The following is a 13,970-nucleotide window of genomic DNA, read 5'->3' as shown; positions in this document are numbered from 1 at the left end:
AGGTGGGGAAAGTTGGACATTTTAGTCGAACTTACCGAATTAAAGAATAGTCGTTTATTAAGAGATGAGAATGAAGTAGAAAAATTTGAAAAATCTATTGGGAATATTTTAGAAATGGAGGATGTTAACCATATAGAAGTATTGTGTCAAGGCTTTGATGATTTAACTGAAAATGATGAAGTAATGTTTGGTTTAATTCATGCTATAGAGTCGTATGACAAGATTGTTAGTTCTGAAGTTTCGCTGAAAGTGTTAGCTAATTCTATTCCTAAGATGATTCCTCATGCTAAGGAATGGTTAAAGATACTTCACAAAAGAATATTGAATCATGAACCATCGAGGAATATTTATAAAAAAATCATCCCTACATTAAACAATGATATTCAGAAATATGTTGTTTCTCAATTAACTAGTATTAAAGAAAGAAACCCAAGTCGTTTTGAAGAAAGTGTAAATTCAATATTAGATTTTTTAAAGTAAGTTAAAAACCTTGACTGGCTAAATGCCTTTCAAGGTTTTTTAGTAAACTAAAAGGTTTTACTTTTTGAAAATTTCACATGTAAATCAAAACTTATAATAGTAAATTGATATTCAAATATAGCGACAAAACTTACAGAATAATAGTTATCTATTAAATGAAACTACAATTCATAAGTGTTGATTTCTTTTTCTACCATTTTAAAACAAATATTATATTACTCCTGAGATTAACACAAATAGTTACCACAATATTAGGCGATAGGGCACTAAATAAAGTAGGCCATATCACAAAAGGAGCAAAAGCATCAAGTGGAGTAAGTACATTTGCTAATGCAGTAAAACTAGCGAAAGAATTGAAGACTACGTTTGAAATGTTACAATCATTTAAGAGAAATGCTTCCTATGCATTCTCTAGTGTTGGTGGAACTTTCGTAACCAAAATACCTCAAGGCGAATTGATAGAAGCTTATTATAAGTTTGCGAAGTCTAAAGATGGTAAGACTACAGAACCATACGATATAGTACCGTATAGGCCAAGCAATTCACCATTAGAAAATCATCATGGCGTTATGGATGTATGGGCTAAACATAATGTCCCTGATTATGTTAGTAGAGGGGCGAATACTCCAAGCTTTAACTAAAGAGCAACACAATGCTACTAAAGCTGTTTATAGACAATGACTCTTTGAAAAAACAGGGAAAAAAGTTGGAGGTAAAGTAGATTGGAAATCTGTTTCACCAAAAGAAATACAAGAATTGACGGAAAAAATGTTTAATGCTGCGAATGTACCACGTTTAGCTAGACAAGAGTATTAAAGGGCCTTTAATCAATATAATTTTAGGGAGTAATTTAGATGGAAAATATTAATCAGTTGATTAAAAAAGTAAAATCATTACCTAATTGTCGAGTTCAGGAGCCTACAGAATTACCGATAATTGATAAGAATAAGCATATGCTACCAGGCGATTTAAAAGAATTTTATAGTCTTTGTGGTGGTCTAACTTTATTTGAAAATGAGGAATATCCTATTCATATTGTTACCCCAGAGGAGTTTATTTTGGCTAATCCCGTAATTGTAGGAGAGTTATGTGAAGAAGATATTTCATCAAATTGGTATATTATATGCAATGATGGTAAGGGTGAATATTTAACAATAGATCTTAGTGAAGAGAGATTAGGTAGATGTTATGATAGTTTCTTTGATCGACATGGAATAGTTGGGGAGACGCAAATTATCGCAACTTCATTCACTGAATTACTTGAAAAACTTATTAAGAACAATGGACAATATTGGTATTGGCTAAAGAGTGAATTTGAATCGCTTGGAGATGCTTATGATGATCAAGAGTGAAAAAGAGAGTCTTTAAGTGGAATAAGAAAGTGAAAGGGTGTTTGAAAGTCAGTACTCTATGATGGTTGAACCATCATAGAGTACTATGTACAATGATAGAAAAGAAAAAGAAGTACGAGCTTAGGCAAGATGATATTTTACTGGGGGATGAATATAAACAGATGGAATGTATATTAAACTAATGAACTCGTACAAATTCGTAAGTTTTAACGTAGTAGTTGGCACGACATAGAAAAGGTAGTTGGAATGGAGAAAATCCAATTGAAGGTCGAGAATATTATGTCGAGTTAGAAATAGGAAATACAGTAGTGTGGGGAGAAGAGTTTTAATATTAGAAATATTATTGGTGTTTATAACGAAAGTCTATATAAGGCAAGTTGAGGAATGTAGATTGAGTGAGCAAATTCAATAGAAGTGGAGAACATTTATTTGAAAACAATAATCAAAAATATAGGTAATAAAAATATAAAAGCTAAAGTAGAAGAACCTTTAATTTTTCATGTAGAAACACTATTTAATTTATTATCTAAAGTAGAAGATAAATTAATAGATGGATTTTCAATACAAATTGGATGGTCTGTTTATAGTTTATATAAGTATGAAGAGTATTATCAAATTATTACCCGGGATTATACTAAAAATCCTTTTAAAGATACGACGGAAGACTTAACGATTGCATTATGGGTACAACTTGAGCAATCATATTGCTTACGCCGATTAAATATGGAGGGGGAATTAATAAAATTTAATGATAAGATTGTGATAGCGAAAGACGTGTTGCAACAAGAAGAGTTTTATTTACAAAGATCTAGTGGTTGTGATGAAGATGATTCGGGTTGGTATATAGGTCCTATCAATGAAGAAGTATCAGGAGAATTAGAGACCATATACGCCTACGAATTATTAAAAATGAAACCTGCAATTATTCAAGTACTAGCTTTACCTTATAATTATTTAGTAGTTTTTGAGAAAGACGAAATTAAATCGATTTTAAATGAAAGTGATATTGATATTTGGAGTGAAATAGAAAGATAGTGAATGTATATAAGGTGTTAAATACCCAATATGAAAATTACGTGAGTTAAGCACCTCATTGTCAATATACGACAATAGGTGCTTTTTTGCGTGCAATGAAGAAAAAATAAAAGATTCATTTTCACTCTATTTCATCTTTGAAATACATGTTATAATTTGGAAAAAATATATTCTTAATTTTTAGATAATTAAAAGGTGGTAGATTACTATATGAGTACATTAAAGAAAATTACTAACAATATTTCGAAGGTTATTATAGGAAAAGACGAATCGATAGAACTAGCAGCCATTGCTCTAATAGCAAGAGGGCACATTTTATTAGAAGATGTACCTGGGACTGGGAAAACAACATTAGCGAAAAGTTTGGCTAAAAGTGTAGACGCTAAATTTCAAAGAATACAATTTACAGCGGATACTTTACCTGGAGATGTAATTGGACTCGAATATTTAGATGTGAAGGAATCAGAATTTAAAACAAGGTTAGGGCCTATTTTTGCAAATATAGTATTAGTGGATGAAATTAATCGGGCTGTACCGAGAACACAATCTTCGTTACTTGAGGTTATGGAAGAGCGTACTGTTACAATTGCGAAACAGACACATTCATTACCAGAACCTTTTTTAGTTATAGCAACGCAAAATCCACTCGAATCAGCGGGCACATTTCCGTTACCAGATGCTCAGTTAGACCGGTTTTTACTCACAATACGCCAAGGTTATCCTACGAGAGAAGCTGAAAAGGAAATGATGAATCGGTTTCAAATGAATGATCCATTAGGAACGTTACATTCTATTATTTCAAGTGAAGAAATTATTACGATGCAAAAGCGTGCAAGAGAAGTGTTAGTAGGGAATGATGTGCAAGATTATCTCCTTGAAATTATTGAAGCAACTCGTAACCATGAGTTAATTGAAATTGGTGTAAGCCCTCGGGGAACGTTGGCATTTATGAGAGCAATTCAAGCACGGGCAATATTAAATGAAAGAGATTACTGTACGCCAGATGATATTAAGACGCTCGCTGCATCAGTTTGTGCTCATCGTTTAACGTTAACGATTGAGGGAGAGATGAAAACGACGAAAGAACAAATTATGAAAGAAATTCTTCATACGATTAGTGTGCCAGTGGAGAATGTACGATGAATCAACAGCTTGTGTATACACCTTTAGCGGAGCCTTTCGTAATGGGGGTTATGTCAGTTGTAGCCGTTATTTTAAGTGTATTTTCAAGTAATCTACTGTTTTTATCTCTCGTATTTTTATATGTAATTTTAATAGGTGCTATACATGTATATATACGTAAAGTATCTCGTGTTGAATGGGAATACAGTCAGGGGAATTCGAACGTTTTTATAGGTGAAACGAATATGTGCAAAATGAAAATTTCAAACAAGTCGATATTTCCTATTCTTAATATCGTATTTCGATTTAAATGTGAAAATAAGCTAACTTGGAATCATGATGAAATAAACAAAAATCATAGTACAGGTTCAAATTATTATATGAATTTTAATTTAAAAGGAAAGGAGTCAGTTTCATTTGATTTGCAAGCTGTAGCGTTAAAAAGAGGCATCGCGAAATGGGAAGAAGTTGAAATTGTGATTACCGATCTCTTTGGATTTATAACGAACCATATAACATATAAACAAGTTGATACGCCCTCTTATTTAGTCTTACCAGCTGTTCCGAAAATACAAGTTCCGGAATTACAAGAATGGTCACGAGGATTTCGAAAAGCGATGTCATCACCGCTATATGATGAAACGAAAGTAATGGGAGTGAAGTCTTATGAGAATGAAGATTTTCGTTCCATCCACTGGAGTGCAACGGCGAAAACAGGGACGATAACTGCGAAAAAGTATGAGCGAACACAATGTGATAAATACGCGATTTATCTCAACTTGCAAAATAAAAGTGGTGTTTCTTTGCGAAATGATACAGAGGAACTAATCGAATTAACGGCGGGTATATGTAAACAATTGCTCATGCAAAACTGTTCATTTGAAGTATGGATCAATAGTGTAAAAGATAACGGTTTGCTACATATAAAAAATGGGGATAATCGGAAACATTTGCAAAATGTATTAAGGATACTTGCCTCGATATCAGACCAAGATACGCCTATATCTTCTTCTTATTTTTACACAGCTGGTTTTCGTCGAAAGGAACTGGATGCGGTTCCTTTAATTATTGGTACTTCACCAAAGAAATACAGTAGAACGAATAAATGGGTTGTAATGAAAGAATAAGAAGGGGTTTATTTCATGGCTAATAAAGAGCGACATATGAAAGTGAAGTTGTGGAGTGTAAGAGCTTTAATTATACTTTTCTTTGCGGTTAGTGCAATCACGTTATCACAAGGTGTGGTGTATATACAAGATATAGTGAAAGAACGTTTTTCCAGTGAGACTAAGACAATATCGGAAAGAAATTATGATGTTACTAGTATAGGGGGAAATTTAGATGAGTCCGAAAAAGATGAAGATGAAGAAGTAGGAGATACAGGTATAAGAACGAAAACGGATAGAAAATTTCAGCCTTTCGAAAGAGAAAGTCTATGGAGTGACGTGCTTTCTGTTCTTTCAAATGCATGGATTACTATAGTTTTTTATGTAATAATCGCAATATCAATTATATATGCCATCTACAAGTATATTAGGAAAAGGTTGACGAAAACAGAAATAGTACAGGAGAAAGAATCGATCACAAAGCAAACTGCGGTAAGAAGCATAAAGAATGAAAAAGTCATTCATCAGTTAGAACAGCCGTTACCGACAGATAAGATAAGAAAAACGTTAGTTGAATGGGAAAGAACATTACCATTTCATGAACAGAGAAGGTCCTATGAAACGATGCAACAATGGTTAAAAAGAATTTGTAGAACAAGGGATATTATCTCGTTATATGAGTCTGTTCGTTATGGTGAAAAGACGTATACGGATTTAGATGTGGAAGAAATAATGAAGTGGGTAGAGGGAGATGGGAAGGTGGATACATAAATATCCACCTTTTCTTTTTTATATGGAAATTTGATTAACATGAATTATTTTCTTATATGAAACCGTATTCAAATAGGTAAACAAAATTAACTTTATTTACTTATACTTCATTACATGTTAACCTATACTTAATTTTTATAAATTATAATTAATTTTTGGTTTTTTAAGGGTGTGAAAATGTAATGAAATCGGTATTAAAAAGCATACTTATTTCCTTTGTTTTTTCTGCAGTAGGTATGTGTTGGTTACTGTACGTATTATTCAAAGGGGACGGAGACTGGTTATTGTCTTGGATAGGTGTATTAATGGCATATTTATCTTTATATACTTTAATAGATTTATATTGTAAAAATACATACGATAAAAAAATAAATAAATGGCTTATAAAAACATCGGTGACTAGTTTTAGTTTTGCTGTATTAGGAATCTCATTTTGTATCATACATGAGCTATTAACACCATGGAGTCTTAGTTTAATGGTGTGGTATTGGTTGCTAATGTTAGTATTATTTTTAACGACTATAATATCATTAATCAGTTTAGTATTTGTTAATCGTAAAAATCACAATTTCACCGTTGGATATAAAATGCTCATACTTCTAAATGTATTTCTTACATTGGGACCAGTATTATGGCCGCTATTACTTTCTATTATTGGAAATGGTATGAATGCTAGTGCGGGCTGGTAAAAAGGAATTTAGATTAGTTGTGTAAAGAATAGAATGACAAGTTGATATAGAATTTTAAATGTTTATGAGAACATGTTTACATAAAAAATGAAAACATGTTCTCTTTTTATTTGCATGCATAACTCTTCCTCAGTTTACCGTATTTAAATTTAAACGTAAGTATTTCGTAAGGAATGGATAAGAAAAAAGAGAGATTTATCATATAGGATGAAAGTATAGCTTGAATCAATCCGATATTAATGGAGGAGAGAAAGCCTTATGAAAAAATGTAATTCAATTAAGGTAGCAAGTTTGGCAGTTTTATTGGCGGGTACTACTCTAATCACACCAGGTTTTACTGTGAAAGCGGAGTCTACTCAAAATATCTCTAATTTGTCAAAAGCGCATGATCAAAAGAATCGGAATGGTTGGAAGCGAGTAATGCAGGAAACAGTACAGCTTGGCGCTCCAGGGATATTAGCTAAGGCGTATAATAACGGAAAAACTAGTAGTTATACTGCTGGCGTAGCAGATTTAAGTACAAAGAAACCGGTGAAATCAGATTATCGCTTTCGGGTTGGTAGTGTGACGAAAACTTTTACTGCCACGACTGTTCTGCAATTAGTTGGAGAAAATCGCGTTCAACTTGACGATTCAATTGAAAAGTGGCTACCGGGCCTCATTCAAGGAAATGGGTATGATGGTAATCAAATTACGATACGCCAACTTTTGAATCATACGAGTGGTATAGCTGAATATTTAAAGTCAAAAGATGCTGACATAATGAATTCGAAAAAAACGTATACAGCAGAAGAAATAGTGAAAATAGGACTTGCGCTGCCTCCGGATTTTTCGCCAGGTAAAGGCTGGTCGTATTCAAACACAGGATACGTAATACTAGGAATGCTTACTGAAAAAATAACTGGTAATAGTTATGCGGAAGAAATCGAAAAGCGAATTATTGAACCTTTGGACTTGTCAAATACGTTTTTACCAGGTAATTCACCTGTCATCCCAGGAAAGAATCATGCTCGTGGGTATGTGAAAACCGAAGGAACGAGCGAGTTGAAAGACATTACGTATTATAATCCGAGTTTAGCTAATTCAGCTGGAGATATGATTTCTAATGCGGATGATTTAAATAAATTCTTTTCATCTTTACTCAGTGGTAAGTTATTGAAGGAACGAGAGCTAAAAGAAATGCTTACTACAGTTCCTGTAGAAGGAAAAGCGGTTGGTGATGGGTATGGTCTTGGAATCTATGAGACTAAACTTCCAAACGGTGTTTCAGTTTGGGGTCACGGAGGAGGAATTCCCGGGTTTACAACTTTTGCTGGCGGAGTAATTGGTGGTAAACATACATTGGCTGTCAGTATTAACTCTTTAGATGAGGTCGATATTGTTTCGCAGTTTAATAAAATGATGCAAATTGAATTTAATAAATAGATGAAAAGAAAATGAATGGAATTTTGTTATAGTTGTATTTAAAAGAGGTGCTTTTTTAAGTTCGCAACTATGGACAGTAGTTGCATTTATGATATGGCATCAAGTGTATTTCAAAGTTAAAATCAATCTTAATGCTTACGATAAAAATAAAAAGGATGTCAGTTGCATGACATTCTTTTTATTTTAGATAAAAGAGGTATGCAGATAGTTCTGAAAATTGTTATTTTTGAAATTGTTCCATATAATGAAGGATATAGGGGTGCCAATTGGGGAGTTATGAATGGGAAATACTTTAGTTAGTTAAATATTTCTCGTTTTAATCAAAATAATTATGAGTTGATTTGGAGTTGAATACAATGGGACAAAATCATTTTAAATGGAGTAATAAACAATTACGAGAGCATGTCGAAGTATTAGATGGCAAGAGAAGTCCGCACATTTTATTAAAGAATGCAACGTATTTAAATTCCTATATGTGCGAGTGGATGACAGCGAACATTTGGATATATAATGATCGAATTGTATACGTAGGGGAGCAACTGCCAGAGCAACTAAGTGAATGTGAAGTGATTGATTGCGATGGAAAGTATGTAGTTCCTAGTTACATAGAACCACATGCACATCCATATCAATTGTATAATCCAGAGACGTTAGCGAATCATGCGATGCAATTTGGGACGACAACTTTTATTAATGATAATTTAACTTTATTTTTCACATTACAACGTGAAGAAGCATTTCGTTTATTAGATGAATTTAAAAAGATTCCGGCAAGTATGTATTGGTGGTGTCGTTTTGATGGACAAACTGAGCTGCAAAACGGGGAATCTGTATTTAATAGTGAAGAAATAATAGAGTGGCTAAAGCATGAAGCAGTTCTTCAAGGCGGTGAGTTAACAGCATGGCCAAAACTACTACATGGCGATGAGGAAATGTTAAATTGGGTACAGGAAACAAAACGATTACAGAAGAAAGTAGAAGGTCATTTTCCAGGAGCGTCTGAAACGACTTTAGCAAAGTTAAAGTTGTTAGGTACGGATTGCGATCATGAAGCGATGACAGGACAGGAAGCTTTCACTCGCCTTATGCAAGGTTACACTGTTTCCCTTAGAAATTCTTCAATCCGTCCAGATTTAGAAGTTTTATTGAAAGAACTACTAGAATTAGGTGTTAAGCAATTTGATAGATTCATTTTTACAACAGACGGTTCACATCCGTCATTTTATGAAAATGGAATGACGAATAGGTTGATAGAAATAGCGATTGAGCAAGGAATTCCGGCAATAGATGCTTACCATATGGCAAGCTATAACATTGCTCGTTATTATAATATGGAGCATTTACATGGCTCCATTGCAACGGGGAGAATCGCCAATATTAATATTTTGGAAAGTAAAGAAAATCCGGTGCCAATTAGTATAATTGCAAAGGGAAAATGGGTGAAGCGTGACGGAGTAAACAAAAATGATTCATTACTTATAGAGTGGAGTAACTTTAAAGTAACTCCATTAACTTTAGACTGGACCATAGAAAAAGAAGATATGATTTTTTCTGATAAAACGGGTATACATTTGTTAAACAATGTTATAACAAAACCATATGTTAGCGAAATCGATTTAGACTGTGATGAACTTTCCATGGAACATGATGAATGTTTCCTAATGATGATTGCCCGTGATGGTACTTGGCGAGTGAATACAGTTGTGAAAGGTTTTGTAAATGAATTAGGAGGTCTTGTAAGTTCTTATTCTGGTACAGGTGACATCATTCTTATCGGAAAAAGGAAAGAAGATATGCTTACAGCTTTTCGTAGAGTAAAAGAGCTCGGTGGTGGACTGGTCATAGCAGAAAACAATGAAGTGTTACACGAAATAGCATTGCCGTTGCTCGGTATTATGTCTAATTTAAAAATGAGTGAATTAATACAGGAAGAGAAACCGATGGTGAAATTACTACAAGAGCGAGGCTATGCTTATAATGATCCGGCATTTACCATTTTATTCTTTTCTGCGACGCACTTGCCTTTTATACGAGTAACACCTATAGGATTATATGATGTGAAAAGTAGTAAGGTAGTTGCCCCGCCCGTGAATTTGATAAAGCAATATTAAAAGGAAAGATCCTATAAAAATTTTATTTTATAGGATCTTTCTTATTATTAGCATAAGAATATTGTAAGCCTCAAATGATATAGTATCTAAATCATTTGAGGTGATATGTAAATATGAAAAAAATATTTTACATTTTAAGCATATTTATTCTGTGTGTATCGATACAACATGTTGTACATTCCCAATCAGATGCACCAAGGTTATCTTCGGATTGTCTTGAAAAAAGGAAAATTCGAGATGAAAAGTATGTGAAGAATATAATACAGGACATTAAATCCACATTTAATTTAAATATTGATGAACATAGTTTTTGGGAAGTAAGTAAAAGAGATCTGGAGGCTGCCCATTTGATGTATGGTGGAAAGGAAAAAGATTCTTATTATAATTCGCTAACTAAAATTTATGATAGTGGTGGATTTAGCGAGCAGCCCAGCTTATTTGTGAGGGCGCAAGAGGCATTTTTATTTTATAAAGAAAACGATAATATCAATGTAATGAAACGCCTAAAACTAGACGTTGAAAAAGGGGAATGGTTCGTTATAAAAACGAAAAAGAAGAAAGGGAAAAAAGTGAAATTCAAGCCGTTGCAATGTGAAAAAGATTATCTGAAAAAGAGAAATGAATAACAAAATACTTATTAGTGCTGTTTTTATTCAACGATATTTCGCTGTTGATTTGAAATAGGAAAAGGTAAACGAACATATTAGCTTTATGGAATATGTTTGTTTACCTTTTTTTGTGAGAATTAATAATTTGGGATGTTGTTAGTTGGAAATTATGTACTGGCTAATGAACTTATAACATTCAATGCATTTGTTCTTCATAAACATTAGATTTTGTGTCAAATGATTTATACATTGCCGAACCACCTATGTATATTTTATTCTACAGTATTTATAAAAGAATGTTGGCTATTCATAAGAAATATGATTGGCACAGTTTTTGCTTGTATTACATGTAAGGAAGGGAGATTGTATGTAAGGAATCTGTACTCGTAATAGTATAAAACAAGCTGCTATTGCATTATTGATCATAGTTGTATTTATAGCGGAACTGTAAATACATACAAATAAATGGTTTTTTAAATATAAAATTCAGAATTTTCTTTAAAATTATTAGGGGGTAATGGTATGGTTAAATATTCGAAAATTTCTAAGTGGATTCTTGGTGTTGGACTAGTGACAATAACATGTAATGGTTTGCAAATTCAAGCAGAGACAAAAGAGAAAAATGTGAAGAACGTATTACAAATGGAGCCGGTTGGCATACAGAAATCTGTTGATGAATTGGCGCACCCTTCAAAAGTACAAGAAAATGCATCTTTTACAAAACGGTTAAAGTTAGCGGATTTATCGCAGCGTCCACTAGCACCAACCGATAATATTAAACCGTTAGCTGAAGAAAAAAAGTATTCGATGGCTGAGTTAAATCAATTAAGTAACAAACAATTAACTGATCTTCTTGTGACTATTAAATGGTATCAAATTCCGGAATTATTTCAGTTTAATAGTGATAGTCTTAAATTCTATCAAGATGATAGCCGAATGCAAGCGATTATTAATAAACTAGCAGAACAAGGACAAGCTTATACGAAAGATGACTCAAAAGGGATTGAAACATTAGTAGAAGCGCTACGTGCAGCATTTTATTTAGGTTTTTACCATGATGAATTAAGCAAACTAAATGAGCGTAGCTACCATGATAAATGTTTACCAGCTTTAAAAACAATTGCAAAAAATCCAAATTTCAAACTTGGTACATCAGAACAAAATAAAGTAATTTCATCATATGGAAAATTAATTGGAAATGCATCAGCAGATGTTGAAACGGTTTTATATGCAGGTGAAATTTTTAAACAATATAACGATAATCTTGCAACTTTCATTGAAGACCGAACAAAAGGAGACGCTATATATGAGTTGATGAAGGGAATTGACTTTGATATTCAGACGGATATGTACACGACTGGAAAAGAGCCGAAAGATACGATATGGTATCGAAATATCGATAACTTTATTAATGAAGTAAGTCGTTTCGCACTACTTGGTACTGTATCAGATAAAAATGGATGGTTAATAAATAACGGAATTTACTATGCTGGCCGATTGGGCAAGCTTCATAGCACGCCGACAAAAGGACAACAAGTTGTTACAGATGCAATGCGAATTTATCCATTTTTAGGAGAGCAATACTTTGTTGCGGCAGAACAAATTACTACAAATTATGGAGGAATAGATGCGAACGGAAAAACTGTAAATTTAGATCAAATTCGAGAAGAGGGTAAAAAGAAATATTTACCGAAAACGTATACGTTTGATGATGGAGCAATTGTCTTTAAAGCTGGGGATAAAGTTAGCGAAGAGAAAATTAAACGTCTATACTGGGCGGCAAAAGAAGTACGTTCTCAATTTTATCGTACAGTTGGTAGCGATAAACCACTTGAAAGTGGACATGCTGATGATGTATTAACGATGGTTATTTATAATAGTCCAGATGAGTATCAATTTAATCGTCAACTGTACGGATATGAAACGAATAATGGTGGAATTTATATTGAAGGAACGGGAACTTTCTTTACTTATGAACGTACACCAGAGCAAAGTATTTATAGTTTGGAAGAATTGTTCCGCCATGAATTTACACACTACTTACAAGGAAGGTACGAGGTTCAGGGATTATGGGGCCAAGGGGAAATGTATCAAAATGAACGTTTAACATGGTTTGAAGAAGGAAATGCAGAGTTCTTTGCAGGTTCAACGCGATTAAATAGTGTAGTACCGCGAAAAAGTATAATTGGTGGGTTATCTAATGATCCTGCAAAACGTTATACAGCATCCCAAACATTAAATGCGAAATATGGAACGTGGGATTTTTATAACTATTCGTTTGCATTGCAATCATATATGTATAATAAACGTCCTGAAATGTTCGATAAAGTGCATGATTTAATTCGTGCAAATGATGTTTCAAGTTACGACGCATACCGTTCTGCATTAAGCAAAGATAACAACTTAAATGAAGAATATCAATCTTATATGCAAATGCTTATAGATAATCGTGATAAGTATACAATCCCACAAGTATCAGATGAGTACTTAGCGCAGCATGATCCAAAATCGCTTTCGGACATTACTTCAGATATTACGAATGAAGCAAAGTTAAAAGATGTGAAAGTAACAAAGAATAAATCACAATTCTTTAATACATTTACACTACAGGGGACATATACAGGAAGTGTGGCTAAAGGAGAAGTTGAGGACTGGAAAGTGATGAATGAAGCAACAAATGATATGTTGAAACGTCTTTCAGGAAAAGAGTGGACTGGATATAAAACATTGACTGCTTATTTTATAAATTACCGTGTTAATCATGCTGGACAATTTGAATATGATGTTGTGTTTAGCGGAGTAAATACGGAAGAAGGTACGGCTGTAGAAAAAGAGCCGAATAATTCATTTGAAACAGCCAATCCACTATTTTTAAATACGTTATTAAGAGGAAACTTAAGTGATCAAGATCAGGGAGATAAATTTGTTATTGATGTAAAGGATCAAAAAGATTTACAAATTTCTGTTACGAACGAACAAAATCTTGGACTGAACTGGGTATTATATTCTGAATCAGATCTAAACAATTATGTAGCTTATGCAACAAAACGTGATGGAAACAAATTGCTTGGAAATTATAATGCAAAGCCAGGGAAATATTACTTAAGTGTATATAAGTATGGTGGTGGAACAGGGAATTATACGGTACAAGTAAAGTAGTTTACTATAGTTTGTTTTGAAAGGCTACTTATTGCATTTTTTAGCGAAATAAAGTATTTAATGTTAAACATTAAACTACTTCAATATATCCCTGTTCTAATTATAGAACAGG

Annotated in this window: 11 protein-coding genes and 1 pseudogene; all 12 read left to right on the top strand. The window is 33.2% G+C overall.

What is annotated here, in order from left to right; genetic code table 11:
• The first annotated feature begins 12 nt into the window (after positions 1 to 12).
• The 12 genes and pseudogenes from ACS2MN_RS08650 to colA all read left to right on the top strand — a co-directional run bounded on the left by ACS2MN_RS08650 (position 13) and on the right by colA (position 13,858).
• Positions 13 to 480 carry an Imm30 family immunity protein gene (locus tag ACS2MN_RS08650; RefSeq protein ID WP_000353837.1) on the top strand — a complete coding sequence of 156 codons (468 nt, stop codon included), beginning with the start codon at positions 13 to 15 and terminating at the stop codon, positions 478 to 480.
• Between the two features lie 473 nt (positions 481 to 953).
• Positions 954 to 1,296 (top strand): annotated as a pseudogene (locus ACS2MN_RS08645) (sugar-binding protein); the annotation flags it as partial.
• A 38-nt stretch (positions 1,297 to 1,334) separates the two neighbouring features.
• Positions 1,335 to 1,832: an SMI1/KNR4 family protein gene (locus ACS2MN_RS08640; RefSeq protein ID WP_016134801.1), complete on the top strand. Its 498-nt coding sequence runs from the start codon at positions 1,335 to 1,337 to the stop codon at positions 1,830 to 1,832.
• Between the two features lie 429 nt (positions 1,833 to 2,261).
• A complete protein-coding gene (locus tag ACS2MN_RS08635; RefSeq protein WP_000848823.1) occupies positions 2,262 to 2,867 on the top strand; it encodes an immunity protein Imm33 domain-containing protein in 606 nt (201 codons plus the stop codon).
• Positions 2,868 to 3,077: 210 nt separating this feature from the next.
• On the top strand, positions 3,078 to 4,010 hold the full coding sequence (locus ACS2MN_RS08630; protein ID WP_000105671.1) for an AAA family ATPase: 933 nt from the start codon (positions 3,078 to 3,080) through the stop codon (positions 4,008 to 4,010).
• On the top strand, positions 4,007 to 5,116 hold the full coding sequence (locus tag ACS2MN_RS08625; protein ID WP_001075935.1) for a DUF58 domain-containing protein: 1,110 nt from the start codon (positions 4,007 to 4,009) through the stop codon (positions 5,114 to 5,116). Before ACS2MN_RS08630 ends, ACS2MN_RS08625 begins: the two co-directional genes overlap by 4 nt.
• 15 nt (positions 5,117 to 5,131) lie before the next feature.
• Positions 5,132 to 5,866: a hypothetical protein gene (locus ACS2MN_RS08620; RefSeq protein ID WP_001284443.1), complete on the top strand. Its 735-nt coding sequence runs from the start codon at positions 5,132 to 5,134 to the stop codon at positions 5,864 to 5,866.
• 182 nt (positions 5,867 to 6,048) lie between these two features.
• Positions 6,049 to 6,555, top strand: coding sequence for a DUF3902 family protein (locus tag ACS2MN_RS08615; RefSeq protein ID WP_000843837.1), 507 nt, complete (start codon positions 6,049 to 6,051; stop codon positions 6,553 to 6,555).
• Positions 6,556 to 6,813: 258 nt separating this feature from the next.
• Positions 6,814 to 7,980 (top strand): serine hydrolase domain-containing protein, encoded by a 1,167-nt coding sequence (locus tag ACS2MN_RS08610; protein WP_198130386.1) that lies wholly within the window; start codon positions 6,814 to 6,816, stop codon positions 7,978 to 7,980.
• Between the two features lie 356 nt (positions 7,981 to 8,336).
• The gene (locus ACS2MN_RS08605) at positions 8,337 to 10,091 is read left to right on the top strand and encodes an adenine deaminase C-terminal domain-containing protein (RefSeq protein ID WP_346994529.1); all 1,755 of its coding nucleotides are present in this window, start codon (positions 8,337 to 8,339) and stop codon (positions 10,089 to 10,091) included.
• Between the two features lie 113 nt (positions 10,092 to 10,204).
• Positions 10,205 to 10,717, top strand: coding sequence for a hypothetical protein (locus tag ACS2MN_RS08600; RefSeq protein ID WP_000719369.1), 513 nt, complete (start codon positions 10,205 to 10,207; stop codon positions 10,715 to 10,717).
• Between the two features lie 504 nt (positions 10,718 to 11,221).
• Entirely contained in the window at positions 11,222 to 13,858 is a 2,637-nt protein-coding gene (colA, locus tag ACS2MN_RS08595) for a collagenase ColA (RefSeq protein WP_000241877.1), read from the top strand.
• Positions 13,859 to 13,970 lie beyond the last annotated feature (112 nt).

This window comes from Bacillus cereus group sp. BceL062, assembly GCF_051780025.1.
In the GTDB taxonomy this organism is placed as follows: domain Bacteria; phylum Bacillota; class Bacilli; order Bacillales; family Bacillaceae_G; genus Bacillus_A; species Bacillus_A toyonensis.
This window is presented reverse-complemented; position numbering and strand designations above follow the sequence as displayed.